At 70.6% G+C, this 21,180-nt stretch carries 19 protein-coding genes; 13 read left to right on the top strand and 6 right to left on the bottom strand.

Annotation, left to right across the window (positions count from 1 at the left end; all coding sequences use genetic code 11):
* Positions 1-18: 18 nt before the first annotated feature.
* Positions 19-1,365: a class I SAM-dependent RNA methyltransferase gene (locus tag JOE53_RS02375; RefSeq protein ID WP_204946666.1), complete on the bottom strand. Its 1,347-nt coding sequence runs from the start codon at positions 1,363-1,365 to the stop codon at positions 19-21.
* A gap of 58 nt (positions 1,366-1,423) precedes the next feature.
* Between JOE53_RS02375 and JOE53_RS02370 the strand changes: the two genes are divergently transcribed.
* The 3 genes from JOE53_RS02370 (at position 1,424) to JOE53_RS02360 (ending at position 4,440) form a co-directional block, all read left to right on the top strand.
* A complete protein-coding gene (locus tag JOE53_RS02370) occupies positions 1,424-2,113 on the top strand; it encodes a Maf family protein (RefSeq protein ID WP_204946665.1) in 690 nt (229 codons plus the stop codon).
* 78 nt (positions 2,114-2,191) lie between these two features.
* Entirely contained in the window at positions 2,192-3,988 is a 1,797-nt protein-coding gene (locus JOE53_RS02365) for an acetyl/propionyl/methylcrotonyl-CoA carboxylase subunit alpha (RefSeq protein WP_204946664.1), read from the top strand.
* Positions 3,989-3,990: 2 nt separating this feature from the next.
* Complete coding sequence (locus JOE53_RS02360; RefSeq protein ID WP_204946663.1) at positions 3,991-4,440, top strand: hypothetical protein; 450 nt, start codon at positions 3,991-3,993, stop codon at positions 4,438-4,440.
* 36 nt (positions 4,441-4,476) lie between these two features.
* Here JOE53_RS02360 and JOE53_RS02355 read toward each other — a convergent pair whose 3' ends face one another.
* Positions 4,477-5,928, bottom strand: a complete 1,452-nt coding sequence (locus JOE53_RS02355) for an NAD(P)H-quinone dehydrogenase (protein WP_204946662.1) — start codon at positions 5,926-5,928, stop codon at positions 4,477-4,479.
* A 106-nt stretch (positions 5,929-6,034) separates the two neighbouring features.
* Between JOE53_RS02355 and JOE53_RS02350 the strand changes: the two genes are divergently transcribed.
* The 3 genes from JOE53_RS02350 (at position 6,035) to JOE53_RS02340 (ending at position 9,249) form a co-directional block, all read left to right on the top strand.
* On the top strand, positions 6,035-6,868 hold the full coding sequence (locus JOE53_RS02350) for a purine-nucleoside phosphorylase (RefSeq protein WP_204946661.1): 834 nt from the start codon (positions 6,035-6,037) through the stop codon (positions 6,866-6,868).
* Entirely contained in the window at positions 6,865-8,547 is a 1,683-nt protein-coding gene (locus JOE53_RS02345; RefSeq protein ID WP_204946660.1) for a phospho-sugar mutase, read from the top strand. Before JOE53_RS02350 ends, JOE53_RS02345 begins: the two co-directional genes overlap by 4 nt.
* Before the next feature lie 135 nt (positions 8,548-8,682).
* The gene (locus JOE53_RS02340) at positions 8,683-9,249 is read left to right on the top strand and encodes a GNAT family N-acetyltransferase (protein WP_204946659.1); all 567 of its coding nucleotides are present in this window, start codon (positions 8,683-8,685) and stop codon (positions 9,247-9,249) included.
* Between the two features lie 33 nt (positions 9,250-9,282).
* On the opposite strand, the gene JOE53_RS02335 is transcribed toward JOE53_RS02340, so the two are convergent.
* A complete protein-coding gene (locus JOE53_RS02335) occupies positions 9,283-11,208 on the bottom strand; it encodes a BglG family transcription antiterminator (protein WP_204946658.1) in 1,926 nt (641 codons plus the stop codon).
* A gap of 109 nt (positions 11,209-11,317) precedes the next feature.
* Between JOE53_RS02335 and JOE53_RS02330 the strand changes: the two genes are divergently transcribed.
* The 7 genes from JOE53_RS02330 (at position 11,318) to JOE53_RS02300 (ending at position 18,195) form a co-directional block, all read left to right on the top strand.
* Positions 11,318-11,662: a PTS sugar transporter subunit IIB gene (locus tag JOE53_RS02330; protein WP_061681815.1), complete on the top strand. Its 345-nt coding sequence runs from the start codon at positions 11,318-11,320 to the stop codon at positions 11,660-11,662.
* Positions 11,659-11,934: an HPr family phosphocarrier protein gene (locus JOE53_RS02325; protein WP_005048157.1), complete on the top strand. Its 276-nt coding sequence runs from the start codon at positions 11,659-11,661 to the stop codon at positions 11,932-11,934. Before JOE53_RS02330 ends, JOE53_RS02325 begins: the two co-directional genes overlap by 4 nt.
* A gap of 20 nt (positions 11,935-11,954) precedes the next feature.
* Positions 11,955-13,619 (top strand): phosphoenolpyruvate--protein phosphotransferase, encoded by a 1,665-nt coding sequence (gene ptsP, locus JOE53_RS02320; protein ID WP_204946657.1) that lies wholly within the window; start codon positions 11,955-11,957, stop codon positions 13,617-13,619.
* A 32-nt stretch (positions 13,620-13,651) separates the two neighbouring features.
* Positions 13,652-15,331: a PTS mannitol transporter subunit IICB gene (locus tag JOE53_RS02315; protein ID WP_204946656.1), complete on the top strand. Its 1,680-nt coding sequence runs from the start codon at positions 13,652-13,654 to the stop codon at positions 15,329-15,331.
* 127 nt (positions 15,332-15,458) lie between these two features.
* Positions 15,459-15,896 (top strand): PTS sugar transporter subunit IIA, encoded by a 438-nt coding sequence (locus JOE53_RS02310; RefSeq protein WP_204946655.1) that lies wholly within the window; start codon positions 15,459-15,461, stop codon positions 15,894-15,896.
* Positions 15,896-17,044 carry a mannitol-1-phosphate 5-dehydrogenase gene (locus JOE53_RS02305; protein WP_204946654.1) on the top strand — a complete coding sequence of 383 codons (1,149 nt, stop codon included), beginning with the start codon at positions 15,896-15,898 and terminating at the stop codon, positions 17,042-17,044. The genes JOE53_RS02310 and JOE53_RS02305 overlap by 1 nt, the downstream gene beginning before the upstream one ends.
* Positions 17,045-17,298: 254 nt before the next feature.
* A complete protein-coding gene (locus JOE53_RS02300; protein WP_204946653.1) occupies positions 17,299-18,195 on the top strand; it encodes an endonuclease domain-containing protein in 897 nt (298 codons plus the stop codon).
* Between the two features lie 112 nt (positions 18,196-18,307).
* On the opposite strand, the gene JOE53_RS02295 is transcribed toward JOE53_RS02300, so the two are convergent.
* Genes JOE53_RS02295 through JOE53_RS02285 form a run of 3 tightly spaced genes read right to left on the bottom strand, consistent with a single transcriptional unit; the run spans position 18,308 to position 21,178 of the window.
* Entirely contained in the window at positions 18,308-19,423 is a 1,116-nt protein-coding gene (locus JOE53_RS02295) for an adenosine deaminase (RefSeq protein WP_112932567.1), read from the bottom strand.
* A gap of 40 nt (positions 19,424-19,463) precedes the next feature.
* Positions 19,464-20,780, bottom strand: a complete 1,317-nt coding sequence (locus tag JOE53_RS02290) for a thymidine phosphorylase (RefSeq protein ID WP_204946652.1) — start codon at positions 20,778-20,780, stop codon at positions 19,464-19,466.
* Entirely contained in the window at positions 20,777-21,178 is a 402-nt protein-coding gene (locus JOE53_RS02285) for a cytidine deaminase (protein WP_005048137.1), read from the bottom strand. The genes JOE53_RS02290 and JOE53_RS02285 overlap by 4 nt, the downstream gene beginning before the upstream one ends.
* Positions 21,179-21,180 lie beyond the last annotated feature (2 nt).

The raw sequence follows: 21,180 nt of genomic DNA, 5'->3' as shown, positions 1-21,180 counted from the left end.
GTCCGCGCCGGGCGGCGGTCATGGCTCGCGCTGCAGGAGAGCGACGGCCTCCACGTGATGCGAGTGCGGGAACAGATCGAACGCCGCGATCCGCCGCACGTCGTAGCCGCGCTCGCGGAACCATCCGAGGTCGCGGGAGAGTGCGAAGGGATCGCACGCGACGTAGACGACGGATGCCGGCGCCAGCGCCGCGACGGCGTCGACGACGTCCCTGCCGGCGCCGGCCCGCGGGGGATCGAGCAGCGTCACGCCGCGACCCAGCCGCGCGCGCTCGGCGGCGCCCGCCTGCGCCTGCAGCCGGGCGAGGAAGCGCTCGGTGCGCGCAGTCTCGGCCCGGGCGCCGATCCAGTCGGCGAGGTTCTCCCCCGCATGCTCGGTCGCCGCGGGGTCGGATTCGACGGTCGTGATGCGCGTCGCGGGGCCGCCGAGGCCGGCCAGTGTCGCGGCGAACAGGCCGACGCCGCCGTAGAGGTCGAGGTGCTGCGCTTCCGGGTCGACGCCGCCGGCATCGCGCACCACGTCGGCGACGGCCGACGACAGCGTGTGCGCGGCGAGCCGATGCACCTGCCAGAATCCGCCGGCGTCGAGTCGGAAGGGACGGCCGTCCACCTCTTCGACGACAGTCTTGCGCGCGGCGGCATCCTCGGCCACGGCCCGCTGCGCTCCCCGGCGCGGACCGGCTCCGCGGCGGGGCGAGCCGGAGCGTCCGTCGCGGAGCGCGCCGGGCCGGGCCACCACCCGCACCCGACCGTCGGCGGGCTGCACGAGGTCGACCCGACCCGCCGGCGCCGACAGGCTGCGCGCGACGCGGGCGATCTCCGCGGTCGCCAAGGGCAGATCGTCCACCTCGATGACCCGGTGCGTGCGCGCGGCGAAGGGGCCGACACGGCCGGCGTCGTCGACGTGCAGGCTGACGCGGGTGCGCCACCGGGTCGCGTCCGCGGACTCCTCCGCGAGGACCTCGCCGCGCTCCGAGAGCACCGGGCGCGCGCCGCTCATCGTCGCCGACGGCTGCTCGAGGCCGCCGAACCTCTCGAGGGCGTCCAGAAGCACGCGCGTCTTCAGCTCCCGCTGGTGCGGCAGGGCGATGTGCCCGAAATCGGCGCCGCCGGGGCGCAGGTCGGGGTCGACCTCCACGTCGGCGGCCGCCCAGACGTGCGGGCGTCGGTGCGGCGATGCGTCGAGGACGTCGACGACGGCGCCGCGCCAGAAGGATGACTTGGCGGTCTCGGTCAGGCGCACGCGGACGCGTTCGCCGGGAACCGCATCGGAGACGAACACGACCCGCCCCTCATGACGGGCGATGAAAACGCCCCCGTGGGCCACGTCGGTGATGTCGAGGTCGAGGAGGTCTCCGGGCTGCATCCTCCGATGCTGTCACGGATCCCCGACCCCGCACGCGACGGACCGTACGCTGGACGGCATGCGCGTGTGCCTCGCCTCCACCTCGCCCGCCCGACTCATGCTCATGCGCCAGGCCGGCATCGAGCCGCTGCTGCGTGCGCCTGAGGTCGATGAGGAGGCGGTCATCGACGACATCCAGGCGCGGGAGGCGCGTGTCCTGCCTCCTGACGAGCATGTTCTGCTGCTCGCACGACGCAAAGCGGCCGACGTCACGGTCTCCCTCGTGCGCGAACTGCCCGACTTCGACGGAGTCGTCGTCGGCGGCGACTCCATGTTCGAGATCGACGGTCAGGTGCTCGGCAAGCCGCTGCGGCCCGAGGTCGCCGTGGCGCGGTGGGAGCAGATGCGAGGCAAGACGGGCGTGCTGCACTCGGGCCACAGCGTCATCCGCGTTCGCCCCGGGCAGCCGGCGCGCGAGGAGTACGCCGTGGCCGCCGCCGCCGTCACCTTCGTCTCCGATATCTCGGATGCCGAGATCGCCGCGTATGTCGCCACCGGCGAACCGTTGCAGGTGGCCGGAGCATTCACGGTGGACAGCCTGGGCGGACCGTTCATCGAGCGCGTGGACGGCGATCCCTCCACGGTGGTGGGGATGTCGCTGTCGACCGTGCGCCGCCTGTGCAAGGCGCTCGGCGTCGTCTGGACCGATCTGTGGACGTCGTCCCCCTCCCACCGCGACGGCGCGCAGAAGGAGGACGCGACTTCGTAGGCTCTCGCACACGAATCGCCGACGATCTTGTGCGGGTGATCCAAAGGAGCACGCTCTTGCGTGGGTAGGCTGGCATCCATGCCACGCTCACTGGACCTGACGCCCGCGCGCCCGCAGATCACAAAAGTGCTCGTCGCGAACCGCGGAGAGATCGCGGTCCGAGTGATCCGCGCCGCTCGCGACTCGGGGAAGGCGTCGGTGGCGGTCTACGCCGACCAGGACCGCGACGCCATGCACGCCAAGCTCGCCGACGAGGCGTACGCGCTCGAGGGCGCCACGAGCGCCGACACCTACCTGTCGATCGAGAAGATCCTCTCGGTCGCCCGCCGCTCCGGCGCCGACGCGGTGCACCCCGGTTACGGCTTTCTCGCGGAGAATGCGGAGTTCGCTCGCGCCGTCACCGCCGCCGGCATGATCTGGATCGGCCCGTCGCCCGAGGCGATCGAGGCTCTGGGCGACAAGGTCACGGCCCGCCACGTCGCCGAGAAGGTGGGCGCTCCCCTGGCCCCGGGCACCCCGGGGCCAGTCGCCGGGGCCGATGAGGTCGTCGCCTTCGCCGAGCAGGTGGGCCTTCCCATCGCGATCAAGGCCGCCTACGGCGGCGGCGGCCGCGGTCTCAAGGTCGCCCGCGAACTCGGCGAAGTCGCCGAGATGTTCGAGTCGGCCACCCGTGAGGCGGTCGCGGCCTTCGGCCGCGGCGAGTGCTTCGTGGAGAAGTACCTCGACAAGCCGCGCCACGTCGAGACGCAGTGCCTCGCGGATGCCGAGGGCAACGTCGTCGTCGTCTCCACGCGCGACTGCTCGCTGCAGCGGCGCCATCAGAAGCTCGTCGAGGAGGCACCGGCCCCCTTCCTGACCGACGCGCAGAAGGAGACGCTGTACGCGTCGTCGAAGGCGATCCTCCGCGAGGTCGGCTACGTCGGCGCGGGCACCTGCGAGTTCCTCATCGGCGCGGACGGCACGATCTCCTTCCTCGAGGTGAACACGCGCCTCCAGGTCGAGCACCCCGTCTCCGAGGAGGTCACGGGCATCGACCTCGTCCGCGAGCAGTTCCGCCTCGCCGAGGGCGGCACCCTCGACTACGACGACCCCGAGCCGCTCGGCCACTCGATCGAGTTCCGCATCAACGGGGAAGACCCGGGCCGCGGCTTCCTCCCCCAGCCCGGACGCATCCACCAGTTCAAGACGTTCGGCGGCCCCGGCATCCGTCTGGACTCCGGCGTCACCGCCGGCGACAGCGTCTCCGGCGCGTTCGACTCGCTGCTGGGCAAGCTCATCGTCACCGGGCGCACCCGCGAAGAGGCCCTGGAGCGCTCCCGCCGCGCCCTCGACGAGTTCGAGGTCGCCGGGATGCCCACCGTGCTGCCCTTCCACCGCAAGGTCGTGCGCGACCCGGCGTTCACGGCCGAGGACGGTCACTTCGGCGTGTTCACACGCTGGATCGAGACCGAGTTCGTCAACGACATCGCGCCGTGGGACGGCGAAGCCGAAGCTCCGGCCGATGCCGAGCCGCGCCACACCGTGGTCGTCGAGGTGGCGGGAAAGCGGCTCGAGGTGAGCCTGCCCGACCGCATCGCATTGGCCCCGGCCAAGATCGGTCGCCCGGTGGCGGCGCCGCCTTCGCGTCGCTCGCACGCGCCCTCCTCGGTCGCCGGTGCGTCCGGCGACGCGGTCACGTCGCCGATGCAGGCCACGGTCGTCAAGGTCGCCGTCGAGGAAGGCCAGTCGGTGGTCAAGGGCGACCTGGTCGTCGTCCTGGAGGCCATGAAGATGGAACAGCCCATTCCCGCGCACAAGGACGGTGTCGTCGGCGCGATCAACGCCGACCCCGGCACCACGGTGTCGGCCGGCCACCAGCTGCTCACGATCTCCTGATCATGCGTCCGGCCCGCTCACGTCCGATCCTGGCGACGGGCGCGGCCTGCCTCCTGGCTCTCACCCTGGCCGGATGCAGCACCGGCCCGTCGGATGCCGACCGCGCGGCGTGGACCGCATGGTCGACCGCGATCGTGGGCACGACCCCGAACACGGCCGCGAGCGCCCCGATCACAGCCTCCGCCGCGCGCGGCGTCACTCTCGAGTTCTCCCCCGCGACGGCGTTTCGCGCCGTGGAGCTGCGCTGCATCGGCGCCGCGCGCGCCGAGTTCGCGCTCATCTACGTCGCGGGAAGCTCGACCGTGGGGACACAGCAGGACATCGTCTGTCAGAACGGCGCGCTGCGCACCCCCATCGCCATTCCCACCGCGATGCAGAAGCTCACCTCGTTCACCGTCTCTGCCACCTCCTCGGACGGCGAGGGCGTCTGGACCGCGCAGCTGCAGCGGTAAGAGGCGCGCGAACGCGCGAGCCGGCGGCGAGAGCGCTCAGCCGAAGAAGTCGTCGTCGCGGTTGACGAGGTGCATCGCCCGGGTCGCGTCGGTGATCGACGCGCTCAGCGAGGGGAAGACGGCGAACACGCGCGAGACCTGATCGACGGTCAGTCGACGCTCGACGGCGATGGCGATCGGGTAGATGAGCTCGGAGGCACGCGGGGCGACGATGACGCCGCCGATGACGGTGCCGCTGCCCTCGCGCGCGACGATCTTGACGAAGCCGTCGGTGATGCCCATCATCTTCGCGCGGGCGTTCGCCGCGAGGGGCAGCTTGTAGACATAGCCGTTGATGGCGCCCGTCTCCAGGTCCTTCTCCTGACGGCCGACGGTGGCGATCTCGGGCGCCGTGAAGATGTTCGCGGTGATGCGGCGACGCTCCAGCGGTATGACGGTGTCGCCGAGCGCGTGGAAGATCGCGGTGCGACCCTGCATGGAGGCCACCGAGGCCAGCGGAACGAAGGTCGTGCAGTCGCCGGCCGCGTAGATGTTCGGCACCGACGTGCGGGCGACGCGATTGACGCGGATGTGGCCGGACGCGGTCAACTGCACCCCGGCATCCTCGAGGCCGATGCCGGCGGTGTTCGGAATCGAGCCGACGGCGAGCAGGCAGTGGCTGCCTTCGACCGTGCGCCCGTCCGAGAGCGAGACGACGACGCCCTCAGCGGTGCGCTCGACCCCCTCGGCCCGTGATTTCGACAGCACCGTCATTCCACCGCGGGTGAAGACCTTCTCGAGGACGGCGGCGGCGTCGGCATCCTCGCCCGGGAGCACCTGGTCGCGGCTGGAGATGAGCGTCACCTTCGCCCCGAGGTTCATGTAGGCGGAGGCGAACTCGGCGCCGGTGACGCCGGAGCCGACGACGATGAGGTGCTCGGGAAGCGCCTTCATGTCGTACAGCTGCGTCCACGTGAGGATCCGCTCGCCATCCGGGCGGGCGGTGGGAAGCTCTCGTGGTGACGCTCCGACGGCGACGACCAGGGTGTCGGCCTCGACGCGATCGAAATCGGTGCCGCCGGGACCGGTGGCGACGACGATCGCGTGGTGTCCGTCCAGGCGCCCGTGCCCGGAGATGATGCGCACGCCGGCATCGACCAGCTGCGCGCGCATGTCATCGGACTGCTGGCGAGCGAGCGAGAGCAGGCGCTTGTTGACGGCGGCGAGGTTGATCGCAACCTCGGGCTTGAGCGCGACGCCGCTCTCGCCCTTCGCGAAGAACTGCACGCCGAGGTCGGAGGCCTCCGAGATGGCGACCGCGGCATCTGCCGTCGCGATGAGGCTCTTCGAAGGGACGACGTCGGTGATGACGGCCGCCCCACCGACCCCCGCGCGCTCCACGAGAGTGACGTCGGCGCCGAGCTGCGCAGCCGCGAGCGCCGCTTCGTAGCCTCCGGGGCCGCCCCCGAGGACGGCGACCGACTGGGTGTTCACGAAGCTCGAGGACATTGCTCCATTCTCTCAGGCCCCCACCACCGCCTGCGCCCCGCGCCGAGGGCACGAGATCACCCGCGCGCGAGTGGCCCGCCGAGGCCGCGGTTCCTAGAGTGGGAACATGTCCGACATGAACACCAACCCGCTCGACGACCCCTCCGCCGACCCGTTCGAGGTGGCCGCGCAGGCCGCCGCCGATATCGCACGCCTGACCGGCGTCGAGCGGCACGACATCGCGCTCACGCTCGGCAGCGGCTGGGGCAAGGCCGCCGACCTCGTCGGCGAGACGACGGCGACGATTCCCGCGATCGAGGTCACCGGCTTCAGCGCGCCGGCGCTGGCCGGCCACGTCGGATCGATCCGCAGCATCCTGACCCCCACGGGCAAGCGGGTGCTCGTGATCGGCGCGCGCACGCACTACTACGAGGGCCACGGCGTGCGCCGGGTCGTGCACAGCGTTCGCACGGCCGCCGCCACGGGTGCCGCGACGATGGTGCTCACCAACGGCGCCGGCGGCATCAAAGAGACGTGGACGCCGGGCACCCCGGTGCTCATCAGCGACCACATCAACCTGACCGCCGATTCGCCCTTGGAGGGCGCGACGTTCATCGACCTCACCGACCTGTACTCCTCGCGTCTGCGAGAGCTCGCCCGCACGGTCGATCCGACGCTCGACGAAGGGGTGTACTGCCAGTTCCGCGGTCCCCACTACGAGACGCCGGCGGAGGTGCAGATGGCCAAGGCGATCGGCGGCCACATCGTCGGAATGTCGACGGCGCTGGAGGCGATCGCCGCCCGTCAGGCCGGCATGGAGGTGCTCGGCTTCTCCCTCATCACCAACCTCGCCGCCGGCATCCAGAAGACCCCGCTCAGCCACGCCGAGGTGATCGAGGCCGGCCAGGCCGCCGAGCCCGTGATCTCCGCGCTGCTGGCTCGCGTGATCGGGCAGCTGTGAGCGGCGCGGATGCCGCGGGGACGACCGTGCTCGACGCGGCGCGCGCCTGGCTCGCGCAGGACCCCGATGAGCTGACACGCGCGGAGCTGACCGCCATCGTGGATGCCGCAGCGGATGGCGATGAGGCGGCATCCGCCGAGCTCGCCGACCGTTTCGGCACCCGCCTGCAGTTCGGCACCGCGGGTCTGCGCGGACGCCTCGGAGCAGGCAGCAACCGCATGAACCGGGTGCTGGTTTCTCAGGCCGCGGCGGGCTTCGCCGCCTACCTGCGTGAAAAGGCGGCGCCGGGAACGACGCCGCTCGTGGTCATCGGCTACGACGGCCGCCGCAACTCGGACGTGTTCGCCCGGGACTCGGCGGAGCTGTTCGCCGGCGCGGGCCTGCGCGCGGTGCTGCTTCCGCGGATGCTTCCCACCCCGGTGCTGGCCTTCGCGGTGCGCCATCTCGACGCCGCCGCCGGCGTCATGGTGACGGCGTCGCACAACCCGCCGGACGACAACGGCTACAAGGTGTACCTCGGCGGCGCCGACCACGGCTCACAGATCGTCTCCCCCGCCGACGCCGAGATCGCGGCGCACATCGACCGGATCGCGGCGACCTCGGCGGTCCCCGACCTGGCTCGCGCCGCGTACGAGGTCGCGGACGAGTCCGTCATCACCGCCTACGTCGCCGCCACCGCGGCCGTCGCCCCCGCCACCGCGGGCGCCGCCGGCATGAACTGGGTGTACACAGCCATGCACGGCGTGGGCTCAGAGACCCTGCACGCGATCCTCGACGTCGCCGGCTATCCCCGACCCCGTGTCGTGGAGGCGCAGATCGCGCCCGACGGGCGCTTCCCGACCGTGGCCTTCCCCAATCCGGAGGAGCCGGGGGCGATGGATCTCGCGTTCGAGACGGCGCGCGCCGTCGGTGCCGACTTCGTGATCGCCAACGACCCGGACGCCGATCGACTGGCCGTGGCCCTCCCCGATGAGAAAGCCCCCGGCGGCTGGCGGCGCCTGACCGGCAACGAGATCGGGCTGCTGCTGGGCTGGCGCGCCGCGGCCCGCGCCGGCGAACGCGGTGAGACGGGGTCGCTGGCCTGCTCGTTGGTGTCCTCTCCGGGCCTGCAGACCGTCGCCGAGCACTACGGTCTCGACTTCCACGCGACGCTGACGGGCTTCAAGTGGATCTCGCGCGCACCCGGCATCCTGTACGGCTTCGAGGAGGCGCTCGGGTACCTGGTCAACCCGGAGACGGTGCGCGACAAGGACGGCATCTCCGCCGCCGTGGCGATTCTCGGCATGATCGCCGAGGCACGTGAGCGCGGTGAGAGCCTCACCGATCTGCTGCGCAGCTTCCAGGAGACGTTCGGCTTCTTCGCGTCGGGCCAGGTCTCGCTGCGCGTCGAGGACCTGTCGGTGATCGGGCGCATCATGTCGGCGCTTCGCCAGGCTCCGCCCGCTCGGGTGGGCGCGGTCGCGGTGACCGGCATCGACGACCTTCTCACCGGCGCCGGCGGCGTGCCGCCCAGCGACGTCCTGCGGCTGTGGCTGGAGGACGGGTCGCGTCTGATCGTGCGCCCGAGCGGCACCGAGCCCAAGCTCAAGGCGTACCTGGACGTGCGCGGCACCTCGGCCGCAGACGCGCAGGAACGGCTCGCCGCCCTGGATGCCGCCACCCGCACCCTCCTCCTCTGACCCGCCTCGCCTCTCACCCCGCCGAGTCGCCACGTTTCGACCGAGCCGCCACGACGTTGCGCGGCGAATCGTGGCGGCTCGGTCGCATGATGGCGGCTCGGGGAAGGGGAAAGAGCACGCGGATAGGGTGGGGGCGTGCTGCTGACCGATTCCGTCGTCCTCGAGAACGAGCATGTGCGGCTGGAGCCGCTGCGGGCGGACCACGCGGGCGAGCTGCAACGTGCCCGCGAGGGGCTGCAGTACGCCTGGTACACCTCCGTTCCGTCAGACGCGAGCGCAGACATCATCCACCGGCTCGCCGAACGCGACGCCGGGCGCATGAACCCGTTCGCCGTCGTGGTCGGCGGCGTGGCCGTGGGGATGACGACGTTCTGCACCATCGACCTGGACAGTCCGCGGGTGGAGATCGGCTACACGTGGTTGTCGCCGACGGTGCAGCGCACCGGTGTGAACACGGCCGCCAAGCTCCTGCTGCTGGAGCACGCGTTCGAGCAGTGCCACGTGATCGCCGTGCAGTTCTGCACGCACTGGCACAACCGTCAGTCGCGGGCAGCGATCGAGCGCCTCGGCGCAAAGCAGGACGGCGTGCTCCGCAACCATCGGGTCGGCCCCGACGGCACGCTGCGCGACACCGTCGTGTACTCGATCCTCCCGCACGAGTGGCCGACGGTGAAGCAGGGCCTGCGGGCCCGGCTGCGCTGAGCGGATACCGTGTGCGGCGTGGCTCCGGTTGCCTCAGCCGTCGACGACGGCCACGAGTTCGTCGAGGAAGGGTCCGAAAGACGTGCCGCGGCGGACGATCCGCTGCACGCTGTCGCGTTCGCTGAACACTTCGACCAGCTGCTCGAACACCGTCTGGAACGCTTCGCGATCGCTCTCGGAGAAGGCCACCATCGCGATCACCTGCACGCGCCCTTCGCCCCAGGCCATGGACGGGTCGGCGATGCCCACGGCGATCGCCGTGCGCGCCGCGGTCATCCCGATCGCGTGGGGCACCGCGAGCGCGTCGGTGAAGGCGGTCGATGACAGCCGTTCGCGCTCGAGCGTGCGCTGGACGTACCCCTCATCGATGACGCCCAGCGCGACGAGTCGGGCTCCGAGGTCGCGGATGACGCTCTCCTCGTCGGCATCCGCGGCAACGCGCCCGATGAAGGCGTCGGCGGAGAAGTAGCGGCCGAGCTCATCGCGCAGTCGCGCCAAGCGGCGCGCACGGCGCACGCGTCCGGCCGCCGCCTGCACCCGCTCGATGTCGCTCTCCGTGAGGAAGGGCTGGATGCGCACGATGCCGTCACCGGTGAAGGGCGGGTCGATCGTCGTGAGGATCAGATCGGTCTCGATCGCCCGCCAGTCGGGGTCGGCCCGTGTGTCGACGCCGACGACGTCGACCGCCTGTCCGAGCGAGCGGTCCACGCTCGATCGCAGCAGTTCATGCAGTTCGTAGTACCCGGGGCACACGATCGTCGCGGTCAACACCGTGCCGGCGTGACGGCTCCGTTCCAGCTGGCCGCCGACGTGCATCGCGATGTAGGCGATCTCGTCGTCCAGGAGCGGGATGCCGAGAAGCCCCCGCAGGCCGTCCGCGATAAAGACCGCGACCTCGAAGATCATCGGGTAGGTGGCCTTCAGCGACCGGGTGAGGGGGTTGCGCGACCACGCCTGCTGCTGTGCGCGCAGCCGCAGGTTCTGCACGTGGAGGGCGAGGCGCAATACGAAGTCCTGGTGCTCGATGTCGACGAGGAACTCGGATGCCGCACGGTGCACGACGTCGCGCACGGCCGCCTCGACCTCGGGCTGCAGGCCCGCTCGTGTGACCGACGCCGCCTCACCGGGACCGGGCGCCACGACGCGGCCGAGGACGAGGGCGGCGAGGTGTCGACGGTCTCCCGCGCCCAGGCGCACCCCCAGATGCCGCTCGCACAGCGTGTCGAGCAGAGCCCCGACCTGCTCCTGAGCGGGCGTCGTCTCATCGAGCGCGGCCGTCTCCAGCGCACGGTCGTGCGCGACGCGGTCGGCGGTGATGGCGACGTGCATCATCACGTCGCCGATGCCGAACTCGTTGACGAAGTAGCCGAGCTCACGCAGACCCGAAACGAGATCGGCTTTGAACGGGCCGAAGACCGCTTCACCGATCGATCCCGCGCCGAGGCTGCGCCGGAGGGCATCGAGGTCGAACGCGCCGTCGTCGGTCTCGTCGTGCGCGAGCCGGCTCAGCAGGCGCCGCTGCGCCATCTCCGTGCCTTTCAGTCGCGCGCGCGACCCGCTGCGCTCCAGCGTGAGCTCCGTGTCGCCCAGCAGCGCACGGACCCGGCCCAGGTCTGCTTCGAGGGTCGCCGGACTGACGTGGAAGTCCTCGGCGGTCTCGAAGACGTCGATGCCTTCCCGTCCCGACAGCAGCCGGCGCACGAGCCGGTGCACGCGCTCCCGCGGAGTCGCGGCATCCACTCCGGCTCGCAGCGCAGCGGGCGCATCCGCGCCCGCACGATAGCCGAGGGGGCCCGACTCGACGACGACGCCGTCGGGCACCCGCGCGTTCAGCGCGGTGACGTAGCTGCGGATGCTGCGAGGTGTCACGCCGACGATGTCGGCGAGCTCGGCGGCGGTCAGCCAGTCCCCTTCCCGCGCGAGCAGTGCGATGACACGGTCCTGTCGCGCTCTGCTCACACCCTCCAGTCAACCACGCCGATCGCGGGGTGTTTCCGCCCCCGCGGAAACAGGTGTGGTTGTCGCCTCCCAGGCCTTTCACAAGAATGGCCGAGAAGGAGGCGGATCGATGAGGATCCTCGTTGTGTGCGGCGCGGGTGCGTCGAGCACTTTCGTCGCGCAGCGTGTTCGTCACGCAGCGCAGGCGGCCGGGCGTGAGCTCAGTGCCGTCGCCGGCACCGAACAGTCGCTCCCGATCGACATCGACGCCGCAGACGTCGTGCTCGTGGGACCCCACCTGCAGGGCAGCCTGGACCGCATCCGTCGCGAAGCGGCGCCGCGTCTCGTGCGCGTGATCCTCCTCCCGACCGACATCTTCAGCGATCTCCATGGCACGCGCACCCTCGCGCTGATCGACGAGACGCTGACCACCGACCCCGACATGCCCGCTTCGACGGAGAGGAACCCCGCATGAGCTCTGTGTCCCGCACGATCCGCATCGGATCGTCCAACGGATTGCACGCCCGGCCCGCGAAGCTCTTCGCCCAGGGCGTGAAGGACTCCGGTCTGGAGGTCACGATCTCCAAAGGCGCGGGTGCGCCGGTCAACGCCGCCAGCATCCTGGGCGTCATCTCCCTCGGCGCGGAGAAGGGCGACTACGTCACCCTCACCGCGGAGGGCGAGAACGCGAACGCCGTGCTCGACGTGCTCGCCGAGCTGCTCACGACCGACCACGACGACAACTGAACCGAAAGAGAGACCCGAAGATGAGTGAACTGCGTGGAGTGGGTATCGGGCTGGGCGTCGCACAGGGCCCCGTCGCCCGCATGGCCGATCCCCTGCCCGCCCCCTCGGACGTCCCCAGCACCCTCACCCCCGACGAGGAGCTCGCCCGTGTCCGCGAGGCGGTCGCCGCCGTCGCCCGCGAATTGGAGGAGCGGGGCTCGAAGGCCGGGGGCCTTGCCCGCGATGTGCTCGAGGCGCAGGCGATGATGGCCGAGGACCCCACGCTCGACACCGAGGTCTCCACGCGGGTGAACGCCGGCAAGACCGGTGAGTACGCCGTCCACGAGGCGTTCGCGAGCTTCCGCGACACCCTGGCCGCCATGGGCGGCTATCTCGGTGAGCGCGCCGCCGACCTCGACGACGTCGCCCAGCGCGTCATCGCGCGCCTGCGCGGCCTGCCCGCCCCGGGCGTTCCCGACCCGGGTCACCCCTTCGTGCTCGTGGCCAAGGACCTGGCGCCCGCCGACACCGCGCTGCTCGACCTCGACCAGGTGCTCGCCCTGGTCACCACCGACGGCGGACCGACCTCGCACACCGCGATCCTCGCGCGCGAGAAGTCGATCGTCGCCGTCGTGGGCGCCGCTGGCGCCAAGGACCTCGTCGACGGGCAGACCGTGATCGTGGACGCCGCGAAGGGCGTCGTCACCGTCGATCCCACCGAGGACGAGCTGGCGCAGGCGCAGAATCGCGCCGATGCCCGCGCTGCCGCGGCATCCGCTCCGCTCACGCCGGGTGCCTTGAAGGACGGCTCGCCCGTTCCGCTGCTGGCCAACCTCGGCAAGCCGGGCGGCGCCGCCGAGGCGGTCGAGCTCGGCGCCGAGGGCGTCGGCCTGTTCCGCACCGAGTTCCTCTTCCTCTCCGCCACCCAGGCTCCGACCGTCGACGAGCAGACCGCGTCGTACACCGAGCTGCTGAAGGCGTTCCCCGGCAAAAAGGTCGTCGTCCGCGCCCTTGACGCCGGCGCCGACAAGCCGCTCGCCTTCCTCAACGACGCGCACGAGGACAACCCCGCGCTGGGCCTCCGAGGCCTGCGTGCCCTCCGCGCCAGCGAGGACATCCTGCGCGAGCAGCTCACCGCGCTCGCCAACGCGGATGCCGCGACCGAGGCCGACCTGTGGGTCATGGCGCCGATGGTCGCCACCGTCGAGGAGGCCGACTACTTCGTGGCGCTCGCGAAGGAGTACGGCATCAAGACGGCCGGTGTCATGGTCGAGGTTCCCTCGTCGGCGATCCAGGCGAAGCGCATCCTGCAGATCGCGGACTTCGCCTCCATCGGCACGAACGACCTCACGCAGTACACGCTCGCCGCCGACCGCCTGCTCGGCTCGGTGGCGTCGTACCAGGACCCGTGGCACCCCGCGGTCCTCGAGCTGATCAAGATGACCGCCGACGGCGGCAAGACCAACGGCAAGCCCGTCGGCATCTGCGGCGAGGCCGCCGCCGACCCGCTGCTGGCGGTCGTGCTCGTCGGGCTCGGCGCCACGACGCTGTCGATGGCCCCCACCGCCCTCGCGGACGTGCGCGCCTCGCTTCTGCAGTACACCCGCGAGGATGCCGAGCGCATCGCCGCGGCAGCCCTCGCCGCCGATGACGCGGCATCCGCACGATCGGCGGCTCAGGCCGCCGCTGAGAACCTCGCCGGCTGACGGCGCGGCGCATTCGAAAGGAACGGAAGACAATGACAACGGCGTCCACGACATCGACGGGGGTGAACCGCGCACGCGTCGGCGTGCAGAGGTTCGGCACCTTCCTCTCCGGCATGATCATGCCGAACATCGCGGCCTTCATCGCATGGGGCTTCATCACCATGCTCTTCATCACGAAGGGCTTCTTCGGCGCGGAAAGCCCCTTCGGATGGCACTGGTCGCCCGTCGCCGAGATCATCGGCGGCGGCGGAAACGCAGCCACTATCGGGTGGAACGGCGCGATGACGGCGCTCGCGAGCGGCGACGCGGGCAACTTCGCTGCCTATGTTGGCCTCGTCGGACCGATGGTCACGTATCTGCTCCCGCTGCTGATCGCCAACACCGGCGGTCGCATGGTCTACGACGCCCGAGGCGGCGTCGTCGCAACCATCGCGACGATGGGTGTCATCGTCGGCACCGACATCCCGATGTTCCTCGGAGCCATGATCATGGGTCCGCTGGCCGCGTGGATCACGAAGCAGATGGACAAGCTCTGGGACGGCAAGATCAAGCCCGGCTTCGAGATGCTGGTGAACAACTTCTCCGCCGGCATCCTCGGAATGATCCTCGCGATCGTCGGCTTCTTCGCCTTCGGTCCGATCATGCTCGGCATCTCGACGTTCCTCGGCGGCATCGTCGGCTGGCTCGTGAGCGTCAACCTGCTGCCGCTGCTGTCGATCATCGTCGAGCCGGCGAAGGTGCTGTTCCTCAACAACGCCATCAACCACGGCGTGTTCACGCCTCTCGGCATCCAGCAGGCGACCGAGGCCGGCAAGTCGATCCTCTTCCTCATCGAGGCCAACCCCGGTCCCGGTGTGGGTCTCCTGCTGGCGTTCACCTTCTTCGGCGTGGGCGCCGCGCGCGCCTCCGCTCCGGGCGCGATCATCATCCAGTTCTTCGGCGGCATCCACGAGATCTACTTCCCGTACGCGCTGAGCAAGCCGATGACGATCCTCGCCCTCATCGCGGGCGGCGCGACCGGTGTCACGACCAACATGCTGCTGGGCGGCGGCCTCGCCTTCCCGGCGGCACCCGGCAGCATCATCGCCGTGACGGCCGCCGCCATCGGCCCGGGCGTCGGCAACCTGTTCGTCGTCTACCTGTCGGTCATCCTCGCCGCGGCCGTCACGTTCCTGATCACCGCGGTCATCCTGCGGGCCTCTCGTAAGCGCGATCTGGCGGCGGAAGCGGAGTCCAGCGCCTCGTTCGAAGCGGCGATCGCCCAGACCGAGGCGAACAAGGGCAAGAGCTCCGAGGCCCTCGCCGGCCTGCGTGCCGGCGCCGCCGCGAATGCCGGCCTCGAGGGCGACCAGTCGTCGCTGTCGGCCGACAGCGCCGCCGATGCCGTCGCGACGGGAACGCTGGCGCCCGTCGGACGCGTGACGAACATCGTGTTCGCGTGCGACGCCGGTATGGGCTCGTCCGCGATGGGCGCGAGCGTGCTGCGCAACAAGATCAAGAAGGCCGGCGTCGACGACGTCTCGGTCACCAACAAGGCGATCGCGAACCTCGACGGCAGCGAGGACCTCGTGATCACCCAGCAGCAGCTCACCGACCGCGCGCGCGGGCGCACACCGAACGCCACGCACGTTTCGGTGGACAACTTCATGAACTCGCCGAAGTACGACGAGGTCGTGGATCTGGTGGTCCGCCAGCACAAGGATCGGGGCTGACGACCAGCCCCACCGCGAACGCCGCGGGGACGGGAGGCGCGATGCCCCGTCCCCGCGGCCGCGGCCCGACGCAGACGTCCCGGACGTAACATGACCGGGACGAGCTCCGAACAGAGACGAGGATGACATGTCACGCGACGTACTGAAGATCGACCAGGTCCGCATCCACCCGGGGACGGTGAGCAAGCAGGAGGCGATGCGGGAGGCCGCCGACATCCTCGAAGCCGCGGGTGCGGTCACGTCCGCGTACTTCGACGCGATGCTGCAGCGCGAGCAGACGGTGTCGACCTACATGGGCAACGAGCTCGCGATCCCCCACGGCACCAACGAGACCAAAGACGCGATTCTCGACTCGGCACTCTCCTTCGTCCGCTACGACGGCGGCGTCGACTGGGACGGCGAGAAGGTGAGCTTCGTCGTCGGCATCGCGGGCAAGGGCGACGAGCACCTCGACATCCTGTCGCAGATCGCTCTGCTGTTCTCCGAGGACGAGGAGGTCGCACGTCTGAAGGCGGCGACCACCGCAGAGGAGCTCTTCGCACTGCTGTCGACGGTGAACGGCTGATGAAGGCCGTCCACTTCGGCGCCGGCAACATCGGTCGCGGCTTCGTCGGGCTGCTGCTGCACGAAGGCGGCTACGAGCTGGTGTTCTCGGATGTCGCGGCATCCTTGGTCGACGCGATCAACGCGGCTTCGGAGTACACCGTCCACGAGGTCGGCGATGGCGGCACCGACACGGTCGTGACGGGCTTCCGCGCGATCAACAGCGCCACCGATCCGCAGGCGCTGATCGACGAGATCGCCACCGCCGACGTGGTGACCACCGCGGTCGGCCCGACGATCCTGCGCTTCGTGGCACCTCACATCCTCGCCGGCCTGGCGCTGCGCGACCCGTCGCGGCCGGCGCTGCAGGTCATGGCGTGCGAGAACGCGATCGGGGCGACCGACACCCTCCGCGACGAGATCCGTGCGCAGGCCGGAGACACCTGGGATGCGATCAGCAACCGGGCGGTGTTCGCCAACACCGCCGTCGACCGGATCGTGCCGGCGCAGCCGGAAGGCGCGGGGATCGACGTCACCGTGGAACCCTTCTTCGAATGGGCCATCGAACGGCCCCCCTTCGCCGACGCCCCGCCCCACATCCCCGGCGCCCACTTCGTCGACGACCTCGCCCCCTATATCGAGCGCAAGCTCTTCACGGTGAACACCGGTCACGCCGCGACCGCCTATTTCGGTGCCCGCGCCGGCGTCGAGAAGATCTCCGACGCGCTCGCGGATCCGTCCATCGCCTCCCGCGTGGCCGCCGCGCTCGAAGAGACCTCCGCACTGCTGGTCGCGGTGCACGGATGGGATGCCGCCGAGCTCGCCGAGTACCGGGCGACGATCCTGCGCCGCTTCGCCAACCCGGCCCTTCCCGACACCGTGGGCCGCGTCGGGCGCCAGCCGCTGCGCAAGCTGTCACGCCACGAGCGCTTCATCGGGCCCGCCGCGGCCGCCGCCGAGCGCGGACTGTCGACCGGCGCACTCGTGGACGCGATCGGCGCCGCCCTCGAGTTCGACGAGCCCGACGACGAGCAGTCGGTCGAGATGCAGCGCCGCCTCCGCGAGGAGGATGCCGCGACCTTCACCGCCGCGGTCACCGGACTCGAGCCGTCCCACCCGCTGTTCGCCGCGGTCGAAGCCGTCGTCGGACAGCGTCAGTCCGAGCTCTGACCCGCTCCCGCGACCCCGGGGACGGCGGACCGCGCTGGCTTCCGGCCGCGGAACCCGGGGCCCCTTCCACCGTTCACAACTCCGGAGATCCCTCGGTACATCGCACCCAGCCGGGGCTGTGGCCGACGGTCGCGAGCGCATCTCCGGAGTTGTGAACGGCGACGACTCCTCCCCCGCGCCCCGTTGAACCCGGTCGTCCACCGACGCGGCACACAAAGCCCTGCCCGACGGGCGTCGCGGTCAGAGTTCTGGACATGATCCGATCTCCTGCCGACCGCCTCGTTCTGCCCAGCGACGTCCCGACCGCTGTTCTGCGGCGTGTTCACCTGCTCGCCGCGGGAGCCACCGGCCGACAGATCACCGATGCGGTGCGCGACGGACGGCTCCTGCGCCTGCGGCGCGATCACTATCTGCCCCGGGACACCGATCCGCAGGTGTGCGCGGCGGTGCAGTGGGGCGGGCGCCTGGACTGCGTCTCACTGTTGCGACTTCTCGGCGTGTTCGTAAGGGAGCGTGCGGGGTTGCACATCCAGCTCGCTCCGGACGCCTCCCGCACGCCGCGACCGGGGGCGTCGACGGAGATCGTGCGACATTGGCGTCCCACCTCCAGCCCCGCCGATGATGTGCTCGTACCTGTCCGCGAAGCACTCTGTGCAGCGGTGCGCTGCCAGCGGCCTCGGGATGCAATCGCGACTCTCGACAGCGCGTGGCATCTCGGGGCAGTGGATGAAGACGGTCTCGCTGATGTCTTCGCGCACCTTCCCGGGCGCTACCGATCCCTGCGGCCGCTTCTCGACCAACGTGCGGAGGCGGGTACCGAGACCCTCGTCCGCCTCATGCTGCGCAGTCTGGGATGCCACGTGGAACTGCAGGTGCGAATCGACGGCGTCGGCCGAGTGGATCTCCTCGTCGACGGTTGGCTTGTCATCGAGTGCGACAGTCTCTCGCACCACGGGACGTGGGAGGACCACAAACGAGACCGCCGCAGGGATGCCGCCGCGGTCGGACTCGGCTTCACGACCCTACGGCTGCTCGCCGAGGACATCCTCTTCCGTCCGGAATGGGTGATCGAGGTTCTCCGGCGGGCGGTAGCCCGCGGCCCTCGCACCACGCCGCGCACCGTGCGAGTTCACAACTCCGGAGAACTGTGAGCGGACGGCCCGATCTGTGGCCCACCGGGCCGGAAATGCTCGGAAGCTCCGGAGTTGTGAACGGTCGCCGTACTCGAGGCGCGCACGTGACGGGTCTGCCGTGGGGTGCTGGTCAGGCGTCGAAGCCCTCACCGATGAGCTCGATGAGCTCTTCGCGCTCCTCTACCGACAAGAAGGCGCCCGCGGCCGCGTTCAGCTGGAAAGCCTCCAGGTCTTCGAGACGGTAGTCGAAGGTCTCGGCCAGCAGCGCGAGCTCGCGTGTGAGCGAGGTGCGGCTCATCGTGCGGTTGTCGACGTTGACCGTCACGGCGAAGCCGAGCTGATACAGCAGGTCGAATGGATGATCCTCGAGGTTCTTGCCCCACGCGGCGATCGCCCCGGTCTGGAGGTTCGAGGAGGGCGACAGCTCGAGCGGGATCTCGCGATCGCGCACCCAGCGCGCCAGGTCGCCGAAGGTCACCAGCACCTCGTCGCCCTGCTGCTGCACGACCTCGAGGTCCTCCGCGATGCGCACACCGTGGCCGAGGCGCAGGGCGCGGCCGTCGAGGATCGCGGAGCGGATCGAGTCGAGTCCCGCCGCCTCCCCCGCGTGCACCGTCACCGGGAAGAACTCGGAGGCGAGATAATCGAACGCGGCGCGATGACGCGACGGCGGGAAGCCGTCCTCCGCCCCCGCGATGTCGAAGCCGACCGCGCCGCGGCCGCGGAACGCGACCGCGAGCCGGGCGATCTCCAGCGAGCGGTCAGCATGACGCATCGCCGTGATGAGCTGGCCGACCCGGATGTCGCGACCCGAGCGATCGACGGCGTCCTCGCCCTCCTCGATGCCCTCCTGCACGGCCTCGACGGCTTCTTCGAGGGAGAGCCCTCCGCCCAGGTGCTGCTCGGGGGCCCAGCGCACCTCCCCGTAGATCACGCCGTCGGCGGCGAGGTCCTCAACGAACTCCTTCGCGACGCGGCGCAGGCCGTCGGCGCTCTGCATCACGGCGGTCGTCAGATCGAACGTCTTCAGGTACTCGACGAGTGAACCCGAATCGCTCTGGTCCTCGAACCAGTCGGCGAGCTCCTCGGCATCCGTCGACGGAACGTCGAGGCCGATCTCATCGGCGAGCTCGATGATCGTCTGCGGCCGCAGCGCGCCGTCGAGGTGATCGTGCAGCGAGACCTTGGGAAGCGAGCGGATGGAGACGCCCTCGAGCTTCGGGTCGGCGTAGGGGTCGGTGGCCATGGGGCTTCCTTCTGGTGGGCGGTGCGGGTGGAGCGAAGGGTCAGGCGGTGATGCGCTCGAGGACGAGCGGAGTGGATGCCGGGGCATCCGTTCCGATCTCCCAGGCACCCTCGAGGGCCTCGAGGGCGCGCTCGAAGCGCTTGTCATCATCCGCCAGAAGGGTGAACAACGGCTGTCCGGCGACGATGGATGCGCCGGGCTTGACATGCAGGTCGATGCCGGCGGCGTGGATGACGGGGTCCTGGGCGCGCGCGCGTCCCGCGCCCAGACGCCATGCGGCGATGCCGAACGGAAGCGCCTCCATCCGCGTCAGCACGCCGTCGCGAGCGGCGACCACGGTGTGCGTCTCGCGGGGGGTGGGCAGCGCCGCGTCGGGATCGCCGTCCTGCGCACGGATCATCTCCCGCCACGCGTCCATGGCGCGTCCGTCGCGCAGCGCGGTCTCGACGTCGGCGTCGGGCTGTCCGGCCAGGGCGAGCATCTCGCGCGCCAGAGCCACGGTGAGCTCGACGATGTCGGCAGGGCCGCCGCCGGCGAGCACCTCGACCGACTCGCGCACCTCGTTGGCATTGCCGATGGTGAGACCGAGCGGCGTGTTCATGTCGGTCAGCAGCGCCGTCGTGGCCACGCCCGAGTCGGTGCCGAGGGCGACCATCGTGCGCGCCAGCTCACGTGCCCTCTCGACGTCGCGCATGAACGCGCCGGAACCGAACTTCACGTCGAGCACGAGCGCGTCGGTGCCCTCGGCGATCTTCTTCGACATGATGCTCGAGGCGATCAGCGGGATGGCCTCGACGGTCCCGGTCACATCGCGCAGGGCGTACAGACGCTTGTCCGCCGGAGCGAGGCCCGAGCCGGCCGCGCAGATGACGGCGCCGACGTCGCGCAGCTGCGCGAACATCTCGTCGTTGGAGAGCGCGGCGCGCCACCCCGGGATCGACTCGAGCTTGTCGAGTGTGCCGCCGGTGTGCCCCAGGCCGCGACCGGACAGCTGCGGCACCGCGACACCGAACGCCGCGACGAGCGGCGCGAGCGGCAGCGTGATCTTGTCACCGACGCCGCCGGTGGAGTGCTTGTCGACGGTGCGCTTGCCGAGACCGGCGAAGCTCATGCGCTCGCCCGAGGCGATCATCGCATCGGTCATGACGCGGATCTCATCGCGGTTCATGCCGTTGAGGAGCACGGCCATCGCGAAGGCCGCCATCTGCGAGTCGGCGACGTACTCGCGCGTGTACGCGTCGATCATCCAGCGCAGGGCGTCCTCGGGCACCGCACCGCGGTCACGCTTGGTACGGATGACGTCGACCGCGTCGAACGGTTCGACCGCGGCATCCGCCGCGCTCTGCGCCGCGCTCATCGCGACACCTCCTCGAGGTCGCGCGGGCCGAAGGCATCCGGCAGCACCTCATCGATCGTGCGGATGCCGGAGACGGTCTCCAGCAGCATTCCCGGAAGGGCGAACTCGTTGAGCAGCTGACGGCAGCGCCCGCACGGCATGATCGTCTCCCCCTCCTTATTGACGCACACGAAAGCGACGAGCTGCCCGCCTCCGGACATGTGCAGATCGCCCACGAGGGCGCATTCGGCGCAGAGCCCGACGCCGTAGGAGGCGTTCTCGACGTTGCAGCCCGACACGATGCGTCCATCGCTGACCAGCGCCGCGGCTCCGACCTGATAGCGGGAGTAGGGCGCGTAGGCGCGCTGCATGGCCTCGGTGGCGACGGCGCGCAGCTCGTCCCAGTCGATGTCGGTCATGA

This window comes from Microbacterium laevaniformans, assembly GCF_016907555.1.
Lineage (GTDB): Bacteria > Actinomycetota > Actinomycetes > Actinomycetales > Microbacteriaceae > Microbacterium > Microbacterium laevaniformans.
This window is presented reverse-complemented; position numbering and strand designations above follow the sequence as displayed.